This window comes from Hamadaea sp. (assembly GCF_013362815.1).
GTDB lineage: Bacteria > Actinomycetota > Actinomycetes > Mycobacteriales > Micromonosporaceae > Hamadaea.
Genome location: NZ_JABFVK010000013.1, coordinates 143,398 through 162,444 on the forward strand (window position 1 = coordinate 143,398; position 19,047 = coordinate 162,444).

Genomic DNA, 19,047 nt, shown 5'->3' on the forward strand with positions numbered 1-19,047 from the left:
GCGGGCGGGGCGTCACCGCCCCACCCGCGTAGTCCGATCAGTACTTGCGCTCCGGGAGCACGGCCTTGGCCTTGTCCTGGGTGAAGGTGGTCTCGTTGGTGACGATGCGCTTCTCGACGCTCTCGCCGGCCTTGACCTTCTTGACGAGCTCCATCAGCTGCGGGCCGAGCAACGGGCTGCACTCCGCGATGAAGTTGATCTTCCCGTCGGCCAGGGCCTGCATGCCGTCGTGGACGGCGTCGATCGTGATGATCTTGATGTCGACGCCCGGCTTCTTGCCGGCCGCCTCGATCGCCTCGATCGCGCCGAGACCCATGTCGTCGTTGTGCGCGAAGAGCACGTCGATGTCCTGGTGGGCCTTGAGGAAGGCCTCCATGACCTCCTTGCCCTTGGCGCGGGTGAAGTCACCGGTCTGCGAGGCGATGATCTTGAACTTCGGGTCCTTCGAGATGACGTCGCCGAAGCCCTTCTTGCGGTCGTTGGCCGGAGCCGAACCGGTGGTGCCCTGCAACTCGACGATGTTCACCGGGTCGTTCTTGCCCTCGTACTGCTTGGCCAGCCACTCGCCGGCGAGGGTGCCTTCCTTGATGAAGTCGGAGCCCAGGAAGGTCTGGTAGAGCGAGGTGTCCGGGGAGTCGATCGCCCGGTCGGTGAGGATGACCGGGATCTTCGCCTCCTTCGCCTCGTTGAGTACCGCGTCCCAGCCGGACTCGACCACCGGCGAGAAGGCGATGACGTCGACCTTCTGCGCGATGAACGAGCGGATCGCCTGGATCTGGTTCTCCTGCTTCTGCTGGGCGTCGGAGAACTTCAGGTCGATCCCCGCGGCGGTCGCCGCCTCCTGGATCGACTTCGTGTTCGCCGTACGCCATCCGCTTTCGGCGCCCACCTGGGAGAAGCCGAGGGTGATCTTGCCGTCGTTCGCGGAGCCGCCGCCCGGTTCCTTCTTCGAGCAGCCGGCCAGCGCGCCGACCGCGATCACGGCGGCTAGCAGGACGGTTGTAGACTTCCTTAACACTGTTCACTCTCCTTCAAGGCCGGACCCGGTCGGCAAACCGGGCCGCCGAAACAGGCTGACCTTTGTCCTTTGTGGAGCCGTGTCCGCTGGAGCGGTGTGCGGTGGTACGCGGCCGGCGGGTTCAGCGCCGGCCGCTCTTTCCTTGCTCGCCGCCTGTGCCAACTGCCGGTGGCGGCGCGTCTTCGGGTGGTGCGGGGCGAGCCGGTGGTCCGGGCCGCCGGAACGGTCAGGTGGGCGTCGACTCCCACACCGACCGCCGTCCCCTCCGGCGGCCCGGCCCACACGGCGGCTGAAGGCTGCCGGAACAGCGGTGCTCGATGTTAGCGCTCTCATTCATCGGGACGAGTCTCCTGCGTCGCGCGGAACTGGGGAGTCAGCGCAGGTCGCGCGTACTGTCGCGGACCTGCAACGTGGGGGTGAGCAGGATCTGCCCATGCGGGCGATCGCCGGTGGCGAGTTCCACCAGCAGTTGCATGCTGCGCCGGCCGACCTCGCCGAAGTCCTGCTGGACGGTGGTCAGCGGCGGGATCATGAACGGCGCCTCGGGGATGTCGTCGAAGCCGACCACGCTGACCTCCTCAGGCACCCGGCGCCCCGCCTCGTGCAACGCGCGCAGCAGACCGAGCGCCATATGGTCGTTGGCGCAGAACACCGCGGTCACCGACCGATCGGCGGCCAGCCGCCGGCCGGCTTCGTAGCCCGACCGGGAACTCCAGTCGCCGTCGAGCGCCTCGGGTTCGGGCGCACCGGCTTCGGCCAGCGCCTCCCGCCAGCCCGCCCGGCGCTCCCGGGCTTCCGGCCATCCGGCCGGTCCGGCGATGTGATGCACGGTGGTATGCCCCAGGGCGAGCAGATGGCGAGTCGCCGTCGCCGCCCCGGCGGTGTTGTCCACGCCGACCATCGGCACCCCGGAGGTGTGTCCGATGCCGACCCCGACCAGCGAGATGCCCGCCGGGACCGCGTCGAGCGCCTCCGCGGCCGAGTCCTTCGGCACGATCGCGACGATGCCCTCGACCGACTGCTCGCGCAGCCGGTTGATGGCGTCGAGGACCGTACGCCGGCCGAGCGCGTTGATGCTCGCGATGCTGACGAAGTAGCCCGCCGCCCGAGCGGCCTGCTCGATGCCGTAGACCATCGAGGCCGGGCCGAACAGCGTGCTGTCGAAGGTGACGATGCCCAACGTGTTGGAACGCTTGGTCACCAGGGTCCGGGCGGCCGAGTTGGGCTGATAGTCGAGCTGCCGCATCGCCTCGAGGACCCGCTCGCGGGTCTCGGGACGCACCTTGGTGTGATCGTTGAGCACCCGGGAGACGGTCTGATGGGAGACCCCGGCCAGCCGCGCGACATCCGTCATCACCGCGGAACGCGGCTGACTGGAACGGGCGCGGGCCATGGCTTTCCCCTCGGGTGAACGACGTGTTGCGGGGGTGTTGCGCCCATAGTGTTAACGCTCACATCGGGTGTCGTCAACCCAAGTGGATCTTCCGTTACCGTCCCGTTCCCGGACCCGTGAAGTTCGCCTGATCTTGGTGCGGACGTCAACCTCCGTTGCGACGGGCGGACGAGATTGCCGTGACATGGGACTTGGACATCACCATCACGATCACGCACACGGTCACTCGCACGACTTCGCGGTGACCGGATCGGACCTGCCGGCCGCGCTCGATCTGAGCGTTCCGGATTCGGAGCTGTCGCCGTCGGACACCTCTCGGCGTACGTTCCTGCGCGGGGCGGGCCTGCTCGGCGCGGGTGCGGCCGTGGGCGGCCTCGTCGGCGCGCCCGCCTTCGCCGAAGGCGGTGACCGCGTCGAGACGTCGGCAGCGGCGTACAACCAGCACGAAGGTGCGGCGGGCGATCTCGTCTGGCTCGCCGGCGACCACCACATCCACACCCAGCACAGTTCGGACGCGCAGTACCGGGTTATCGACCACGTGAAGCACGCCCACGCGTACGGGCTCGGCTGGATGGTCATCACCGACCACGGCAGCGTCGCGCATGCGAAGATCGGCGTCGAGAAGGTCAACCCGGACATCCGCGCCGCCCGCGACCAGGTGGACGACATCCTCGTCTTCCAGGGGCTGGAGTGGAACATCCCGGCCGCCGAGCACGGCACGGTCTTCGTGCACCCCGGCCGGAACGAGGTAGCCGTCCTCAAGGAGTTCGAGAACGCCTTCGACGGCGTGGTCACCAACACCACCGGGTCGACCTCGGCCAACGAGGCGCTCGCCATTGCGGGCCTGAACTTCCTCAACGACGCGGTCACGAAGAAGCGCGTACAAGACGCGATGTTCTTCGCCAACCACCCGGCCCGCAAGGGAATCGACTCGCCGCACGAGATCCGGGGCTGGCGGGACGCGGCTCCGCGCGTCGCGTTGGGCTTCGAGGGCGCGCCGGGCCACCAGGCCGCGGGCATCGCCGCACCGCTGGGACCGGGCTCCGGCCGGGGGTACTACGACAATTCGCCGTCGTCCGCGTCGTTCCCCGGCTACCCGTTGGAGAGCTACCGGACCTGGGGCGGCTTCGACTGGATGACCTCGACGGTCGGCGGCCTGTGGGACAGCCTGCTGGCCGAGGGCAAGCCGTGGTGGATCACCGCGAACTCCGACTCGCACTCGGTCTACGGCGACACCGTCGTCAACGGCGGCGGCGACTTCGCCGCCAACGGCCGCTACGACGACCCGGTCTACAAAGGACCGGCGATCCTCACCAACGGCGACTTCTGGCCCGGTTACTACAGCCGTACGCACGTCGGCGCGACTCGCCCGTCGTACGCGGCGGTCATGGCCGGTCTGCGGGCGGGCCGGGTCTGGGTCGACCACGGCGGCCTGATCGACGGGATCGACGTACGCGTCGGCACCGCCACCCTCGGTGGCACGTACGCCGTGCGTACCGGGCACGACGTCCAGGTGAAGATCAAGATCAAGCTGGCGAGCGGTTCCAACTGGGCGCAGTTCGTCCCGAAGCTGGCCCGGGTCGACCTCATCGCCGGCGAGATCACCGGACCGGCCGCCGACAAGGATGTCTTCAGCACGCCGAAGACCAAGGTCGTCAAGTCCTTCGACGTCTCCTCGTCGACCGGCACGGTCACCCTGACGTACACCTTCCCCGACGTCGAGAAGCCGTTCTACCTGCGGCTCCGCGGCACCGACGGGAAGCGTACGGCGGTGGGTCTCAACGGGGCCACGGTGGACCCGGTCGGCCCCGCGATGGACGTCGTCGGCGCCGCCGACCCGTGGCAGGACCTGTGGTTCTACACGAACCCGATCTTCGTCCTCCCGCTGGGCCGATGATCTCGGGCCTCGACCTGGGGCACGCGAGCGTCACGGAGGCCGAGCACTGGCTGCGGGAGACCGCGGCCGGGCTCGGCCTCGCCGACCTCGTCGCCTGCACCCACCTCGTCCATGGCGACCATCCCCGCGTCGCCGTCTCGCTGTCTGCCGCCGGTTCCTGGCCACTTCCCGTCGACGTGGAGGTCGCCGTGCAGGTGGCCGCGCTCCACGAGACCCGGCAAGGCGGCCGGGCGGTCCTCTATCCAGGGGTGGACGCGCTGGTCGGGACTCTTCCGGTCGCGGAGCTGCTCGCGGTCAGTGCGATTCAGGAGGTACGCGTACTGGGCGGGCCGGTTTCGCAGCCCGAGCCGCAGACCCTGGTCGACACCAGGGACTTCGTCCGCCCCCAGTACGCCGACGGCCGCCTGGTCCTGATGGCGATGCCGGCCCCGGACGGGCGGATTGCGCCTTTCGAAGTGCCCAACCCCACGCCGTGCTGCGCGTTCCACTGACGCGCCCTTCGACCGCCGGGCTCCGGCTCCGGTGGGATCTTTCGCCCTGACGATGTCGTCAGCGGGCCCTGACGACATCAGGAGGGCGAAAGTCAGAGACGCTCGTAGTCGGCTTCGGTCGCTTTGCGTACGCCGGTCGGCGGGGCCACCTCGACCTTGGTCCCGAAGTCCTTGAAGCGCATGCTCAGGTTCATCCGGCAGACGGCTTGGCCGCACATCAGGTACGCATCCGACAGCGTGAAGTCCAGGATGCGCTTCTCGTCGTCGACGTGGACGACGAAGGTCGCCGGGGAGGGTGAGGTCTTCATCCCCGTGATCGCGGCGTCGTAGAAGTCCGCCAGCCAGGGCGTCATCTGCACCATCTCCATGATGCGGCGGGCCTTCGCGAAGTCGATGGTGCCGCGGAACGTGCCCGGAATGGTCTGCTTCACGTCGGCCGCCCCGTCCAGCAGGCCGAGATTCACCGTCGGGTCGACCGCCAGGCGGAGCGGGCTGGCCACGAAGGCCAGCTGATCGAGGTCGATCTGGGCGTACTGCCGATCGGCTGGGGTCCACTTCACGTAGGGCTGGTTGTCGACGACCAGGATCTCCACGTCATCGGTCACGCGCGTCTGCGACAACTGCAGCCGGGCGTTGTGCTTGCCGCCGTCCAGTACGCCGGTGACCTGCGTGTTGATCCAGAGGCGGCCGCCCGAAACGTTCTGCTGGATGTAGACGGACGACGATTGGTGTGACGACCAGGCCAGTGCCGCCACGAGTTGGAAGGAGTCGGAGGGTGGCGTGGCGGTCGGCTTCGCAGCGCTCCCCGTGGGTCCGCCGGAGCAGCCCGACAGCGCCAGCGTGGCCGCCGCCAGTAAAGCAGCAACCGTCCGCCGAGCGCGTCTCAATACCGATCGATCATCCATCGCAACCCCCGTGAGCAGGCAAGCACCGGGCCCGACCCGGCTTGCGATGGATCATGAAACGCTATCGCCGGCCGCTCGTCAAGCCTGGGGGAGTGCGGCGTCCGGCACGTCGTTGCGCAGGCCGACCTGGCAAAGTGGTTCGCCCGCCAGCATCACCGTGTGAATTGTGCGATAGCCGTCCCGTGCATCCCGGCTGATCAGGAAGACCGGGTTGCCGTCGCCGACCGACTTGATCCCGGGCAGCTCGGACTCGATGAGCGAATTCCAGGCGACGATGTCCTGAAAGGACGGTTCGGCGACCGCGTAATCGGTGTGGTGTTTACGGAGCCAGGTCGCCGCCTCGGAGGAGCACGATCCCCAGTACTCACCCTCGTAGGAGTGGTGCGCCTGCGCGTACCCGCCGACGACCGGGCTGAAATAGGCGTACTCGTAGGGATAGATCCGGAGACTGGACACCACGGCCTCGGCCTGCCCGAGGACGGCGAGCCCGACGAGCGCCGCCGCCAGGACCCGGCGCCCGGAGCCGGCCAGGGCCCGGACCGCCGCGAGCAGGACGCCCGTGGCGATCAGAATGATGCCGGGGACGATGTAGAGGAACTGGCGCAACGAGTTGTAGAGCGTGGGGCGGAGCACGATCAGCAACAGCAACGGAACCGCCACGTACGCGGCGAGCACGAGATAGCGCCCGTCGGATCGCTCGCGTCGCCACAGGACCGCCGCAGCCGACGCGATCACGAACAGGATCACCGGCAGCGGCGAGCCGATGATGAGCCACACCGGCGCGTAGTGCCACGGCAAGTCCGGCGCGAAAACCATCTCGCCGCGATAGAGGATCTCGTGGTTCCACTGGTACTTCGTCATCGAGGCGATCGAGTCCAACGCGCCGGAGATCGGCCGGACGAGCAGGTAAGGCCAGGTCAGCGACATGACGAGATAGCAGGTGGAGCCGATGAGCAACAGCGAGCCCAGCTGCCGGGAGATTTCCGTCCGGATGGCCGCCGCACCCTCGGGCCGACGCCGCACCCAGTACGCGATGAGCAGCACGGCGATGATGGCGAACCAGGCGAGCGCGTTGATCCGGATCGCCGCCGCAAGGCCGATCGCCGAGCCGAGCGCGGCATCCCAATAGAGGTCGAACCGGCGCTCGGTGTCGTTCCAGCGGCGTACCGTCCGCAGAACCAGCCACAGCACGACGATCATCGCGACCGTGAACGGGATGTCCTTGGAGTTGTTGAAGATCGAGCCGGTGTACCGCGGGTAGAGGGCGAGCCCGGTGGCTGCGACGAACGCACCCCACGGTCCGGCGACCTCCCGGCCACACAGCGCCATCGCGAGAATGCCGATCACCCCGGTGATGCCGCCGACCACCGACCGCGTATGCCATTTCTCGCCGGTCAACTTCTGAATCGCCGAGACGAGCAGCTCGTACGCCGAACCGTGCTGCGGCATGTACAGCTCGGGCTGCATCTCGAGGAACGACCGGTCCTGGCCGCCGCTCAGGTAGAAGGCCAGCACCCGCTGGCCGTAGTCGTCCTGCATCCATTCGTCGAAGGTCCGGCCGTGCACGGCATACTGCGTCGCGACGAACAACGTCAGCAGTGTGAACAGCAATGCCAGCAATAGGTACGGCAGGCGTGCGTACCGGCTGACAGCAATCCCCGTCGATGATGTCACCCGAACTGTCTACGGTAGTACCCGCCGGTCAGGAAGTTCCGTCCCACTTCGTAGACGATTCCGAGCAGACAGTGGGACGCGGAAGGGTCACGGATGCTCGCTGATCAGCCGGGTCAGCGAGAGCCGGAAATGGTGAGCGCTCGTCGCGCCTTCGACTCGTACGATCCAGCTGTCGACGCCGTGCTCGAAGATGCGCCGCCCCCGGTCCGACCACGGGTGCTTCGGCTGATAGGTCCGAGCGAGCTGAAGCGCGCCGGCGACCGCCTCGTCTCGATCCAGGCCGAGGTCGTACATGTTCGTCAGCTTCCAGTTGGCGTACTGACCGGTGCTGGTGGTCTCCTCGATCAGCCCGTACCACCGGCCGACCTCCATCAGGACACCGTCTCGAGGACGGCCACCGTGACCCGGAAGTGCCAGGTGCTCATCGCGCCCTCGACCACCACGACCCAGGTGTCGTCGCCGATCCGGAAGACCTGGCGGCCCTTCTCCTGTGCGGGGTGCACCGGTCGATGGGTCGCCGCCGTCTCGGCCGCCAGCTCCAGCGCGCCGGCCCGCTCCGGGCCGAGCACTCGGGTCTTCGTCAGCCGCCATTTGGCGGAGTCGCCGCCACCGGAGTTCTCCTCGATCAGTGCGTACCAGTTGCCCGGGGTCCCATGCATGCGACCGATGATCGCATCGTCTCGCAAACTCAGTCGAGCAGTGCGGCGGCAACCGCGTGGGCGAAGCCGTCCACGTTGTCGATCATGATGTTGTGCCCGCAGTCGGGAATCGGCACGACCCGAACACCCGCCGCCGCAAGACGGTCGGCGTCCGATCGGAGCCCGTCGCTCGCCGGATACAACAGCGTACGCGGAATGCTCACCGATTCGAGGTGTTCCCGGGCGGTCGGATCGCCGCCGCTCAACGCGCTCATCGCGGTCCGGTAGAGCGCCCGCGGATCGCCTAAACGCATGGTGGCCGCCCAGTCCGGGCCGACGTGCGCCAAGGTCTCGGCCCAACCGTGGTCGAGGAACTCCGCCTCGGTCCGGTAGACCCCGATGCCCGAACTCCCCGGGCGCTTGACGGTCGGCAGCGGGTGCACCGGATCCAGCGCCGGATCGACCAGCACCAGTCGGCGTACCAGTTGGGGATGACGGCCCGCGAGCACACTCGCGACCGCGCCGCCCACGCTGTGCGCGACCACATCGGCCGGGCCGGTCACCGCTTGTTCCAGCACGCGGGCCACCAGGTCCGCGTGCATTTCCAAGGTGTACGCCTGATCGGCGGGCCGGTCGCTGATGCCGAAGCCGAGGAGATCCAGCAGTAGGGAACGGTGACCGGCGAGCGCCCGGGAGACGCTGACCGAACTGGACCGGCTCAGCGCCCGGCTGTAGCGAAGTCGCGCTCTTCGGCGCGTGCCTCGACCTCCGGTGGCCGGGGCGGGTACACCCACGCAACCATCACCACCGAGATGATCATCAACAGGAACCAGGAGCCGAGCTTGCTCGGTGACACGAGATGCCAGCCGGCCGTCTGACTCGGATACGACCAGGCGTGCGACCACGTCGCGATGTTCTCGGCGAGCCAGATGAACACCGCCACCAGCCCGAATCCCACCAGCAACGGCATACGCAGCCGACGCCGGAAGATCCGGAAATGCATCACGCATCGGCCGAACACCAACGCCACCACGGCGGTGATCACCCACCGGAGGTCGGCGATGTAGTGGTGGCTGAAGAAGTTCACGTAGATCGCGACGGCCACCCCGACCGTCACCCATTGCCGTGGATAACGGACGAATCGCAGGTCGAACAGGCGATATACGCGTACCAGATAGGAGCCGACCGCGGCGTACATGAAGCCGGAGAAGAGGGGGACGTGACCGAGCCGCAGCACGCCCGCCTCCTCGTACGCCCACGACCCGACCGCGGTCTTGAACAGCTCCATGCCGGTGCCCACGACGTGGAAGAGGATGACGACGCGCAGCTCACGCAGTGTCTCCAGGCGAGCCGCGACCATCACGATCTGAATGACCACGGCGGCGAGGGTGAGCGCGTCGTTGCGGGCGAGCGGCGCCGACTCGGGCCACCAGAGCCGGGCGGCGAAGATCACCGCGAGCATGGCCGCGCCGAAGACGCAGGCCCACGCCTGTTTGGCGGTGAACGCGACGAACTCGACCAGCCAGCTGTCTCGGGAGCGATCCAGCCAGCCGTGGGCTCGGCGATCGAGGGCGCTTTCGGCGCTGGTCAGCGGGGGTTCGAGCACCCGACGGAGTCTAGCCGCCCTTTTTTGTGCTGGATCAGGGTTCTCGGTCGAATCTTGGCCGGAATACGACCCAAATCCCTGATCCAGCGCGGGCGAGCGCCGTTATCGGACGCCGTTATTGGACCCAGAGGCGGTAGCTGCCCGGGTGGCCGAGCGCCATGTTCGCGGGAGTCACGGTCTCGCAGTACCACTGGGACCACTGGTGATTGGTGACGCCGGCCTGGCCGTAGTAGGAACACTGGTCGGGCCAGCCGTACAGGCCGGCCTGCGTCCAGGTCCCGGCGACGGCGGCGGTGGCGGCCGCGAAGATCATGGTGGCGGAGAGGGCCGCGACGGCGGCCACGCGGGCGAACGAAGTACGCATGGCAGGAACTTAGCCATTTCAGTAAAGAAACAGATCAGTTTCTTGGCTGTCGATGTAAGACCGGGTGGAGGATTCCGGGATAGGTCGGCGGTGGCCGGGCGTCTGAAAGGGTGGAAGGAGGTCGCATGGATGAGCACGATCGGTTCGCCGAGTTCGCGCGGGTGCGTACGCCCGCGTTGATTCGGGCGGCGTACCTGCTCACCGGGGATCAGCATGCCGCCGAGGACCTGGTGCAGTCGGCACTGACCAAGACGTACGCGCGCTGGGGCCGGGTCCGCCACGAGGATCCCGAGGCCTATGTGCGTACGGCGATGTATCGCGAACAGGTCAGCTGGTGGCGTCGCCGGTCGCGGCAGCGGCAGCTCGCGCCGACGTGGGCGACGCCGGAGCGGCAGGCCGATCCGGCCGATCACACCGGACTGCGGCTGGCGATGCAAGAGGCGTTGCTGCAACTGCCCCAGCCGCAACGAGCGGTGATCGTCCTGCGCTACTACGAGGACCTTTCGGAGACCCAGGTCGCCGAGATCCTGGGCTGCTCGGTCGGGACCGTCCGCAGCCGGGCCAACCGTGCCGTCCACCGACTGCGCGCGTCGCTGCCGGCGTTCGAACCGCTCCTGGAGGTGCGGGCATGAACCGTTTCGACGACTTCCTCCGGTCCACCCTGTCCGAGATCGCCGAGGAGGCAGTCCCAGTGAACCTCACCCAGCGGGCCGTAGGCGCGGCCCGGCGCAAGCGCGTCACGACTCTCACGGTCGCGGGAGTCGCGGTCGCCGCAATTCTCATTGGTACGCCGATAGCAGTGGCCGCCGCTGGTGGCGGGTCGACGCCCGGAACGCCGGCCCCGTCGCCTTCGCCTTCGGTTGCCGTGCCTTCCCCTTCTCCTTCGGTGAGTGCGCCGGTCCCTTCGCCCTCGCCGACGAAGGGCGCCCCGACGCCTTCCCCGTCGCCGTCGAAGCCGAAGACGTCCGGACTGCCCGACAACCCGACGCCGACGCCGACCTCGGCGTACCCGTCGAACTATCCGAGCCCGTCGCCGTCGCGCTGAACCGTCGGTGTGACGTTGCGCAGGTATCGCGCCCCGAGATACCTGCGCAACGTCACAGTCGACTACAGGCCCACCCGTCCGAGGTACGCGAGCAGTCGCCGGTGGGCCGGAGCCTTGTCGTCGGCCGGTTGTGCCGGACCGAAGGCGCCCATCCGCCGGAACGGTTCGATGTCCATGCCCTGCATCGTGGTCAGCAGCTGCTCGCACGCCTCGTCGTCGACGAGCTCCGTTCGGCTGCTCGCCACGGCGAGATCGGCTCCGTGCACGAGCACCTCGGTCAGGTGGATCAACGCGGCGACCGGCCCGGGCGTCGGCCCAAAGGACAGCAGTACCGTCCGCTCCAACGCATCCGGCTGCCACCACGCGGCTCGGTCGAGTGCGGCAGCGGTGGCGTACGCGGTCAGGTGGTCGTCGCCGAGCCAGTCGTCGTGGTGATCACCGCCGGCCGGGGTTCCGGTGAGCTCGGCGGCGAAGATCCGCATACCGCCGACGAGGTGATTCAGTTCGTGGCGGAGGTCCCAACCGGCACACGGTGACGGACCGTCGAGCTGCGCAGCGGTTATTCCACGGACGATGCCGCCGGCCATGCCGATGGCGGCGTCGATCCGGTCGATCACAGTCATGTGCCACTCCTAACGCAGCCGTTCACTGCTTTAGGACGTTAGGCGGGCCGGATTGCTAACGCAAGTGTGAGCTGCGTTAAGATCGGACCATGGCGGAGAAGGCGCGGCGACCCGGCGGCCGGAGCGCACGCGTACGCACAGCGGTGCACCAGGCGGTGACCGAGCTGGCCGCCGAACGGGGCTATGGCGCATTCACCATCGGTGAGGTCGCCGCGCGGGCGCAGGTCGCCGACACCAGCATCTACCGGCGATGGGGCACCTTGGAGGCGCTCACCGCCGACGTCGCGCTCGACTGGCTCACCGCCTCGTCACCCATCCCGAACACGGGAAGCCTGCGCGACGATCTGCGGGCGTACGCGACGGGGGTGACCCGGGACGTCAGCGGTCCGGCCGGGCTGGCCGTGCTGCGCCTCGTCATCGCCTTGTCGTCCGCCGGTGATGCCGGAGTGGCCGCCCGCGACCGGTTCATCGCCGAACGGGGCGGCCAGCTGCAACAGATGCTGGATCGGGCAGTTTCCCGGGGCGAGGAGGTGCCGTCCACACTGGACATAGTCGATCACGTCCTCGCGCCGCTGTATGTTCGCGTGCTGTTCGGGCTTGGCCCACTGACCCCGGCGTACGCCGAAAGCCTCGTGGACCGGCTACTCAAGGGCACAGGTCCAGGCCTAGAGTCCGGGTCATGACCCGATCCCGGATCGCCTTCGGATCCTGGGTCGCCAGTTCGAAGCTGAGGACCCGTCCGTCGACGGCGCTGTCGGTGATCTGGATGCCAGGCACTCCACCCATCGAGCTGAAGGTGTTCATCGCGGCCGACCGCCCGTCCCGGTTCGCCTTGGCGGTGTGCTCGTCCGTGAAGGCCAGGGCGTCGAATCCCGCCGTGCCGGTCGGCGTGGTCACCGCCGTGAGCTGCGCCTGAGGAGTGGTGAATGTGCCGGGGAACTTTGCGCGTACCGCCTGGATCATTTCGGGAGTGGCTCGGCCCTTGCTGATCACGTCGGCAAGCTGCACGCAGGTCGCCGATCCGACGGTGATCGCGGCGGTGACCACGCGACGGGATTGGGCCGCGGCCAGCAGGGGAGTCAGAGCTTCCGCGCGGCTGAGCGGGTGCGGCGTGGCCGTGAGCATGGACCGGACGAGCTTTTCGTCGGTTCCCACAACGAGCCGGTGGCGGCCCGGGTCGGTCCCGATGAAGCGGGCACCGATCGTCCACAAGCGACTCTCATCGATCTTGCCGGTGTAGACGGAGCCGTCGGCGTGGTAGCCGAACCGGGCGAGTCTGCCGGGCAGACCGCTCAGATCGAGATCGGCGAACTGCAGCACGGCCGTCGAGGCCTTGCCGGGCTGCCACACCTCCAGTTCCCATTCCGCGTCGGTGGGGTGGAATCCCAGGTCGCGCTGCACTTGGTCATCGATGTCGACAAGTTTGGCGGCGAACACATCGGAACGCTGATGCCCGTACGCCGCCCAGTCGGTGAACATGACCGTGCCGTCAGCCAGCTCGGGAAGGCCGTCGAGTGCGGTGACCAGCGTCGAATCGGTGTCCACTCGCGACTTCGGCGCGGCGGTGGACGAGCAAGCGCTGATCGTCATAGCGAGCGCGCTCGCGAGCAGAAGCCGTCGAACGGAAGCCATCCCCAAGACCCTAAACGGTGTCGCTTCCGCGCGCCTGCCCGCCAGTCGATCTCGTGGGTGGAACGTTTCGGGGCCTGTGGAGATTCGCCCACCCCGCAAACGTTCCACCCACCAGGTTCAGCTCCGGGTCAGGCCGTGACCTCGGCTCGGGTCCAGCGCGGCGACTCCGGGCCGATCGGGTGGACCGGCCCGACGAGCTCCGTGCGTACCTGGACGTGCCGGTCGCTGCTGGTGCCGACCCACAGGTCGACCGCACCGGGTTCGACCACCCGCCGATAGCTGCGATCGGAGAACGCGAGCCGGGTGGTGGGCACCATGAACCGTACGGTCGCCGACTCGCCGGCCGCCAGGCGTACGCGTTGATAGCCGAGCAGCTGCGCGACCGGGCGCGTCACCGAGCCGGTGAGATCGCGGGCGTACAACTGGACGACGTCGTTGCCCGCGATCGGTCCGGTGTTGGCCACCCGCACGACGACCGGCAGGTACCCGTCGGTGGGCACCTGTTCCGGTGCGGTCAGGTCGGCGTACGCGAAGGTCGTGTAGGACAGCCCGAAGCCGAACGGGGCGGCCGGCGTGGACGACAGGCTGGTGACCTCGTCGCCTTCGCCCAACGCGACGTGCAGATACGAGTACGGCTGTGCGCCGGCCGAGCGAGGGACGCTGACCGGCAGCCGGCCGGACGGGTTGATCCGTCCCGACAGGACGCCCGCGACTGCTCCCGCGCCTTCCTCGCCGGGGAAGAACGCCTGCACGACTGCGGCGCACCGCTGCATCGCCCAGTCGACGGCGTACGGGCGGCCGGTGATCAGCACCAGCACGGTCGGAGTGCCGGTGGCGAGAACCGCTTCGACGAGTTCCCGCTGAACGCCCGGCAACTCCAGGTCGTCGCGGTCGCAGCCTTCGCCGACCGTGCCCCGCCCGAACAGCCCCGCGTGGTCGCCCATGACGAGCACCGCGACGTCTGCCTCGGTCGCAGCTGCGACTGCGTCGGCGAATCCGGAGCGGTCGTCGTCGTCGACCGCGCAGGCGGCGGCGTACGCGACGTCGCCGAACTCCTCTCGAAGCGCTTCGAGGACGGTCGGCGCGACGACCCCCGGATCGGTACCGGGATGTTGCGGCAGCACGTGATTGACGAACGAGTAGCAGCCGAACAGTGCACCCATGCGGTCGGCGTTCGGCCCCAGGACGGCGATCCGGCGCCCGGCCGGCAACGGCAGCGTGCCGTCGTTGTGCAGCAACACCACCGACTGCTCGGCGAGTTCCCGGGCCAGCGCCCGATGCCGGGGCGAGTCGAGGTCCACCCCGGTCGGCGGTTCGTCGGAGAACTTGGCGTCGAGCAGGCCCAACTCCAGCTTCTCGGCCAGCACGCGCAAGACCGCCCGGTCGACGTACGCCTCGTCCACCTTCCCGGAGCGGACGGCTTCGGCGAGCGGGGCGGCGTACGCGTCGCCGGTGGGCAGCTCGACGTCGAGCCCTGCGGTCAACGCCTGAACCGCGGCGTCACCGAGGTCGCTTGCGATGTGGTGCAGCAGGTGCAGGAACGCGACGCCGTAGTAGTCGGCGACCACGGTGCCTTCGAAGCCCCACTGGTCGCGCAGCGTACCGGTGAGCAGCGTGGGGTCGGCGGCCACCGGGACGCCGTCGATTTCGGCGTACGAGTGCATGACCGAACGCGCGTTGCCGTCGAGGACGGCCATCTCGAACGGCGGCAGCAACACGTCCGCGACTTCCCGCGGACCGGCGTGGACCGGGGCGAAGTTGCGCCCGGCGCGCGAGTTCGAGTAGCCGACGAAGTGCTTGAGCGTCGCGTGGACGCCCTGCGCCTGCAGGCCCTGAACGTAGGAGGTGCCGATGGTGCCGACGAGATAGGGGTCCTCGGCGATGCATTCGTCGACGCGTCCCCAGCGCGGATCGCGGATCACGTCGAGCACCGGCGCGAGCCCCTGGTGTACGCCCAGCGCCCGCATGGATTCGCCGATCGACGCCGCCATCTCCTGGACGAGGCCGGGATTGAACGCCGCGCCCCAGGCGAGGGGAGTGGGGAAGGTCGCGGCCTTCCAGACGGACAGCCCGGTGAGGCACTCCTCGTGCACGATGGCGGGTATGCCGAGCCGGGTGTTGGCGACCAGGCCGCGCTGGAACTCCCACAGCCACCGAGCCCGTTCGTCGGCGTCGACCGGTTTGGTCCCGTACGCCCGCGTGAGGTGGCCGAGCCCGTGCCGGGCGAAGCTGTCCAAGGTGGGTGGTTCGCCGAAGTCGCCTTGCAGCGGGGCGACCGCGTCGCCGTCGTCCTTCTCCCAGAAGCCGACGATCTGGGCCAGCTTCTCCTCCAGGGTCATCTGGGCGAGGAGGGCGAGGAGGCGTTGCCGCGGTTGCGGGCCGACGTCGGCCAAGGCCGAGACCTCGGTCATGTTGTGCTCCTTCGTACCTTGTGGCGCAAGAACTTTCGGGACACGGGAACGTTGCAGGGCACTAGCCCTTCACCGCGCCCTGGAGCCCGCCGACGATCTGCCGTTCGGCGAGGCTGAAGAAGAGGAGCGCGGGCATCATCGCCAGCGAGGTGAACGCGAGGATTCCGGCGGTGTCCTGGCTGTGCTCGGCCGAGAAGTTCTGCACGCCCAGCGGAAGGGTGTGCATGCTCTCGTTCTGCAGCACGAGCAGCGGCAGCAGGAACGAGTTCCAGCTGGCCACGAAGGCGAGCACGGCGACGGTGACGAGCGCGGGCCTGGACAGCGGCAGCAGGATGCGCCAGAAGAAACCGAGCCGGTCCGCGCCGTCGATCGAGGCGGCGTCTTCGAGCTCGGCCGGGAAGGCGGCCAGGAACGGGCGCAGGATCACGATCGTGATCGGCAGCTGGAAGGCCACCTGCGGGATTATCACGCCGAGATACGAGTTGGCCAGATCGAGGTCGCGCAACAGCAGGTAGAGGGGCAGAATCCCGGCCGCGGCCGGGAACAGCAGCCCGATCGTGAAGTACGTGTACAGGGCCTCGCGCCCGCGGAACTTGTACCGCGAGAGCACGAAGGCCGCGCACACCCCGAGGACCACTACGCCGAGCGTCGTGCCCACGGCGATGAGCGTGCTGTTCAGCACCTCGGCCCAGAACTTGGACTGGCGGATCACGTTGGCGTACGTGCTCCAGACCCAGGGATCGGGCAGGGCGGCGGGTTCGGCCGCGATCTGGCCGGTGGTGCGGAATCCGCCGAGGATCACGTAGATGACCGGGGCGAAGGAGATCGCCGCGACGGCCAGCGCGAGCGCATAGGTGAGGGGATTGCCCCACGAGAACGGCCGCCGCTGGCTCGGTTGCGGCATCGTGGTGGTGACCATGGCCGATGTCATCCCTTCCGGGTGGTCAGGGCGCCCTCGACGTCACGACGGAGCACGAATCGCTGGAACACCACGGCGGCGACGAACGAGATGACGAACAGGATCACCGCGACGGCGTTGCCGTAGCCCCATTCGCGCGAGTTGAAGCCGTGGTCGACCATGTAGGTGGCCATCGTGTTGGAGGCGCCGAGCGAGCGGACGGCCGGCGACGACGCGACCCAGATGACGTCGAAGACCTGCAACGACCCGATCATCGACAGGAAGATCCAGATGCGGATCGTCGAGCCGAGCATCGGGAGGGTGACGTGCCGCTGGGTCTGCCACCAGCTCGCCCCGTCGATCGCCGCCGCCTCGGTGAGCTCCGGCGGGACGTTCGCCAGCCCGGCCAGGAACAAGATCAGGGCGAACCCGGTGTACTTCCAGGTCAGGATGAACAGCATCGTCCAGATGACCACGGACGGATCGGCCAGCCAGCCGGTGACCAGGTCGCCGAGGCCGAGACTCTGCAGAACCGAGTCGGCCGTGCCGTCCCGCAGCAGGATCAGCTGCCACATGATGCCGACGGTGACCTCGGACAGCACGTAGGGCACGAAGACGAGCAGCCGGAAGACGGATCGTCCCCGGAAGTTCCGGTTGAGCAGCAATGCGATGCCCAGCGCCAGCGGTCCCTGGATCACCAGCGACCCGACCAGGATGATCGCGTTGTTGCGCAATGCGTCGAGGAAGATCGGATCCTTGAACGCGCCGTACTCGCCGAAGTAGTTGTCGAGTCCCTTGAACTCCGTCGGCCAGCCGTAACCGCTCCAGCGGTAGAGGCTGTAGTAGACGGCGAACGCCATCGGTGCCAGGACGAACACCGTGAAGACGATCACCGCCGGCCCGGTGAGACCGATGATCTCGTACCACTTGCGGCGGGTCCGGGCGGCGCGGCTGGTCCCAGTGGGACGGGGCCTCGCCGGCCGCGCGTCAGCGCGACCGGCGAGAACCGTTGGTCCGGTGGTCGTCACCGGGCTGTGGCCTTCTTCAACGCGTCGACGACACCCTGCGGCGTGCCCTTGTCGGCGAAGATCGCGATGATCGCGTCGTTCATCGCGGTGCCCGCCTTCGCGCCGAACGCCGTGTCCAGCCAGAGCTGCGTTCCCTCGGCCGACTGCGTGGCCTGCGCGATGGTCTGCATCACCGGGTCGGCCAGGCCGCTCTCGGCGCCCTTGACGGTGGGGATGCCGGAGCCGGTGCCTGCGAAGCCCTTCTGCACATCCAGGCTCACGATGTACTTCAGGAACTCGACGCACTCGGCCGGGGCCTTCTTGGTGCAGGCGAAGCCGTCACCGCCGCCCATCATGGTCTTCTGGCTGCCGCCCGCGCCGGGGACCGACGGGAACGGGAACCAGCCGAGGAACTTCGGCTCCTTCTGGTCCGGGGTCAGCGTCTGCATGGTGCCGCCGTTCCAGTGGCCCATCAGCTCCATGCCCGCCTTGCCGTTGGCGAGCAGACCAGCCGAGCTGGTCGCGCCGACCTGGCCGGAGGTCGCCAGGAAGTCCTTCTGGAACGGGGACGTCGCCAGGAAGGTCTTCAGGTCCTCGCCGGCCTTGACGAAGCACGGGTCGTCGAACTTGGCGTCGCTGGACGCGGCCGCCAACGCGGTGGCGGGGCACTCGCGTACGGCGAAGTTGTACCACCAGTGCGCGGCCGGCCACTTGTCACCGGCGCCGACCGCGATCGGCGTGGCGTTGACCGCCTTGAGCTTGGTGACCGCCGCGTTCAGCTCGTCCAGGGTGGTGGGGGGAGCGGAGATGCCCGCCTTGGTGAAGAGGTCCTTGTTGTACCAGAAGCCCTCGATGCCGAACGAGAACGGCAGACCGTACTGCTTGCCATTCACCGACCAGATCTTGGTCGCGGGGCCGATGCTGTCGACCTCGGCCTTGGTCTCGGCGGTGATGTCCTTCAGATAGTCGGACTTCACCTGCTCGACCATCTCGCCGCCGCCCCAGGCCTGCATGATCTCGGGCGGGCTGCTGCTCAGCAGCGCGGCCGGGATCCGGTTGCGCTGCAGTTCGTTGGTCTCGATCGCCGTGATCTTGATCGTCACGGTCGGGTGGAGCTTGTGGAAGTCGTCGGCGACCTTCTGCCAGTACGTCTGGAGCGGACCGGCCTGGTTCGCGTTGTGCCACCAGTTCAGCGTGACGGGGTTCTTGTACAGCTCACCGCTACCGGACGAGCCGTCGTCGTCTGCGCTGGAACACCCGCTGGCAGCCAGGCCCACCGTCGCGACCAGCGCGAAGATGACGCCTGTGCGGCGCTTGGTTCTCATGGGATCTCCCTAAAGGTCGTCCTGAGGCGCTCATGTGGGCAAGAGTTTTACAGTCCCGAAACGGACTGTCAATCGATGTCGATAACGTTTTCTCAACGGGCGCGAACATCTATGATCCCT

19 protein-coding genes and 1 pseudogene are annotated in these 19,047 nt (G+C 68.2%); 5 read left to right on the top strand and 15 right to left on the bottom strand.

Annotation, left to right across the window (positions count from 1 at the left end; genetic code table 11):
* Positions 1 to 37: 37 nt before the first annotated feature.
* Positions 38 to 1,018: an ABC transporter substrate-binding protein gene (locus tag HOV77_RS05655; protein ID WP_290858475.1), complete on the bottom strand. Its 981-nt coding sequence runs from the start codon at positions 1,016 to 1,018 to the stop codon at positions 38 to 40.
* A gap of 373 nt (positions 1,019 to 1,391) precedes the next feature.
* Complete coding sequence (locus HOV77_RS05660; protein WP_290858477.1) at positions 1,392 to 2,411, bottom strand: LacI family DNA-binding transcriptional regulator; 1,020 nt, start codon at positions 2,409 to 2,411, stop codon at positions 1,392 to 1,394.
* Between the two features lie 184 nt (positions 2,412 to 2,595).
* Here HOV77_RS05660 and HOV77_RS05665 point away from each other — a divergent pair, with 184 nt between their 5' ends.
* The gene (locus HOV77_RS05665; protein WP_290858479.1) at positions 2,596 to 4,308 is read left to right on the top strand and encodes a PHP domain-containing protein; all 1,713 of its coding nucleotides are present in this window, start codon (positions 2,596 to 2,598) and stop codon (positions 4,306 to 4,308) included.
* Complete coding sequence (locus HOV77_RS05670; protein ID WP_290858487.1) at positions 4,305 to 4,799, top strand: hypothetical protein; 495 nt, start codon at positions 4,305 to 4,307, stop codon at positions 4,797 to 4,799. Before HOV77_RS05665 ends, HOV77_RS05670 begins: the two co-directional genes overlap by 4 nt.
* A gap of 92 nt (positions 4,800 to 4,891) precedes the next feature.
* Here the strand turns inward: HOV77_RS05670 and HOV77_RS05675 are convergent, their stop codons facing one another.
* From HOV77_RS05675 to HOV77_RS05705, 7 genes and pseudogenes are all read right to left on the bottom strand, one after another.
* The gene (locus tag HOV77_RS05675; RefSeq protein WP_290858494.1) at positions 4,892 to 5,686 is read right to left on the bottom strand and encodes a hypothetical protein; all 795 of its coding nucleotides are present in this window, start codon (positions 5,684 to 5,686) and stop codon (positions 4,892 to 4,894) included.
* A 96-nt stretch (positions 5,687 to 5,782) separates the two neighbouring features.
* Positions 5,783 to 7,378, bottom strand: coding sequence for a hypothetical protein (locus tag HOV77_RS05680; RefSeq protein ID WP_290858497.1), 1,596 nt, complete (start codon positions 7,376 to 7,378; stop codon positions 5,783 to 5,785).
* 87 nt (positions 7,379 to 7,465) lie between these two features.
* Complete coding sequence (locus HOV77_RS05685; protein WP_290858500.1) at positions 7,466 to 7,750, bottom strand: hypothetical protein; 285 nt, start codon at positions 7,748 to 7,750, stop codon at positions 7,466 to 7,468.
* A complete protein-coding gene (locus HOV77_RS05690) occupies positions 7,750 to 8,037 on the bottom strand; it encodes a hypothetical protein (protein WP_290858502.1) in 288 nt (95 codons plus the stop codon). The genes HOV77_RS05685 and HOV77_RS05690 overlap by 1 nt, the downstream gene beginning before the upstream one ends.
* A 29-nt stretch (positions 8,038 to 8,066) precedes the next feature.
* Positions 8,067 to 8,810: an alpha/beta fold hydrolase gene (locus HOV77_RS05695; protein WP_290858505.1), complete on the bottom strand. Its 744-nt coding sequence runs from the start codon at positions 8,808 to 8,810 to the stop codon at positions 8,067 to 8,069.
* A pseudogene (locus HOV77_RS05700) lies at positions 8,789 to 9,622 on the bottom strand (DUF817 domain-containing protein); the annotation flags it as partial. The gene HOV77_RS05695 and the pseudogene HOV77_RS05700, both read right to left, overlap by 22 nt.
* Before the next feature lie 115 nt (positions 9,623 to 9,737).
* Entirely contained in the window at positions 9,738 to 9,986 is a 249-nt protein-coding gene (locus HOV77_RS05705) for a hypothetical protein (protein WP_290858507.1), read from the bottom strand.
* 125 nt (positions 9,987 to 10,111) lie between these two features.
* Here HOV77_RS05705 and HOV77_RS05710 point away from each other — a divergent pair, with 125 nt between their 5' ends.
* A complete protein-coding gene (locus HOV77_RS05710) occupies positions 10,112 to 10,618 on the top strand; it encodes a SigE family RNA polymerase sigma factor (RefSeq protein WP_290858510.1) in 507 nt (168 codons plus the stop codon).
* Positions 10,615 to 11,031 (top strand): hypothetical protein, encoded by a 417-nt coding sequence (locus tag HOV77_RS05715; protein WP_290858512.1) that lies wholly within the window; start codon positions 10,615 to 10,617, stop codon positions 11,029 to 11,031. Before HOV77_RS05710 ends, HOV77_RS05715 begins: the two co-directional genes overlap by 4 nt.
* Positions 11,032 to 11,093: 62 nt before the next feature.
* Here HOV77_RS05715 and HOV77_RS05720 read toward each other — a convergent pair whose 3' ends face one another.
* Positions 11,094 to 11,654, bottom strand: a complete 561-nt coding sequence (locus HOV77_RS05720; RefSeq protein ID WP_290858514.1) for a TIGR03086 family metal-binding protein — start codon at positions 11,652 to 11,654, stop codon at positions 11,094 to 11,096.
* Between the two features lie 89 nt (positions 11,655 to 11,743).
* Between HOV77_RS05720 and HOV77_RS05725 the strand changes: the two genes are divergently transcribed.
* Complete coding sequence (locus HOV77_RS05725; protein ID WP_290858516.1) at positions 11,744 to 12,337, top strand: TetR/AcrR family transcriptional regulator; 594 nt, start codon at positions 11,744 to 11,746, stop codon at positions 12,335 to 12,337.
* Here the strand turns inward: HOV77_RS05725 and HOV77_RS05730 are convergent.
* From HOV77_RS05730 to HOV77_RS05750, 5 genes are all read right to left on the bottom strand, one after another.
* Complete coding sequence (locus HOV77_RS05730; RefSeq protein WP_290858518.1) at positions 12,300 to 13,286, bottom strand: hypothetical protein; 987 nt, start codon at positions 13,284 to 13,286, stop codon at positions 12,300 to 12,302. The two genes, HOV77_RS05725 and HOV77_RS05730, sit on opposite strands and share 38 nt — an antisense overlap.
* A 128-nt stretch (positions 13,287 to 13,414) precedes the next feature.
* A complete protein-coding gene (locus HOV77_RS05735) occupies positions 13,415 to 15,697 on the bottom strand; it encodes a glycoside hydrolase family 3 N-terminal domain-containing protein (RefSeq protein WP_290858521.1) in 2,283 nt (760 codons plus the stop codon).
* Positions 15,698 to 15,758: 61 nt separating this feature from the next.
* Positions 15,759 to 16,616, bottom strand: a complete 858-nt coding sequence (locus HOV77_RS05740) for a carbohydrate ABC transporter permease (RefSeq protein WP_290858523.1) — start codon at positions 16,614 to 16,616, stop codon at positions 15,759 to 15,761.
* Positions 16,617 to 16,624: 8 nt separating this feature from the next.
* A complete protein-coding gene (locus HOV77_RS05745) occupies positions 16,625 to 17,623 on the bottom strand; it encodes a sugar ABC transporter permease (protein ID WP_290858526.1) in 999 nt (332 codons plus the stop codon).
* On the bottom strand, positions 17,620 to 18,927 hold the full coding sequence (locus HOV77_RS05750; protein ID WP_290858528.1) for an extracellular solute-binding protein: 1,308 nt from the start codon (positions 18,925 to 18,927) through the stop codon (positions 17,620 to 17,622). The genes HOV77_RS05745 and HOV77_RS05750 overlap by 4 nt, the downstream gene beginning before the upstream one ends.
* Positions 18,928 to 19,047: the final 120 nt, after the last annotated feature.

Bases quoted from the DNA above. Each gene is read 5' to 3' on its own strand.
- HOV77_RS05660 (WP_290858477.1), bottom strand. From the start codon at position 2,411: ATGGCCCGCGCCCGTTCCAGTCAGCCGCGTTCCGCGGTGATGACGGAT.
- HOV77_RS05665 (WP_290858479.1), top strand. From the start codon at position 2,596: ATGGGACTTGGACATCACCATCACGATCACGCACACGGTCACTCGCAC.
- HOV77_RS05670 (WP_290858487.1), top strand. From the start codon at position 4,305: ATGATCTCGGGCCTCGACCTGGGGCACGCGAGCGTCACGGAGGCCGAG.
- HOV77_RS05685 (WP_290858500.1), bottom strand. From the start codon at position 7,750: ATGGAGGTCGGCCGGTGGTACGGGCTGATCGAGGAGACCACCAGCACC.
- HOV77_RS05690 (WP_290858502.1), bottom strand. From the start codon at position 8,037: ATGCATGGGACCCCGGGCAACTGGTACGCACTGATCGAGGAGAACTCC.
- HOV77_RS05705 (WP_290858507.1), bottom strand. From the start codon at position 9,986: ATGCGTACTTCGTTCGCCCGCGTGGCCGCCGTCGCGGCCCTCTCCGCC.
- HOV77_RS05710 (WP_290858510.1), top strand. From the start codon at position 10,112: ATGGATGAGCACGATCGGTTCGCCGAGTTCGCGCGGGTGCGTACGCCC.
- HOV77_RS05715 (WP_290858512.1), top strand. From the start codon at position 10,615: ATGAACCGTTTCGACGACTTCCTCCGGTCCACCCTGTCCGAGATCGCC.
- HOV77_RS05720 (WP_290858514.1), bottom strand. From the start codon at position 11,654: ATGACTGTGATCGACCGGATCGACGCCGCCATCGGCATGGCCGGCGGC.
- HOV77_RS05725 (WP_290858516.1), top strand. From the start codon at position 11,744: ATGGCGGAGAAGGCGCGGCGACCCGGCGGCCGGAGCGCACGCGTACGC.
- HOV77_RS05730 (WP_290858518.1), bottom strand. From the start codon at position 13,286: ATGGCTTCCGTTCGACGGCTTCTGCTCGCGAGCGCGCTCGCTATGACG.
- HOV77_RS05735 (WP_290858521.1), bottom strand. From the start codon at position 15,697: ATGACCGAGGTCTCGGCCTTGGCCGACGTCGGCCCGCAACCGCGGCAA.
- HOV77_RS05740 (WP_290858523.1), bottom strand. From the start codon at position 16,616: ATGGTCACCACCACGATGCCGCAACCGAGCCAGCGGCGGCCGTTCTCG.
- HOV77_RS05750 (WP_290858528.1), bottom strand. From the start codon at position 18,927: ATGAGAACCAAGCGCCGCACAGGCGTCATCTTCGCGCTGGTCGCGACG.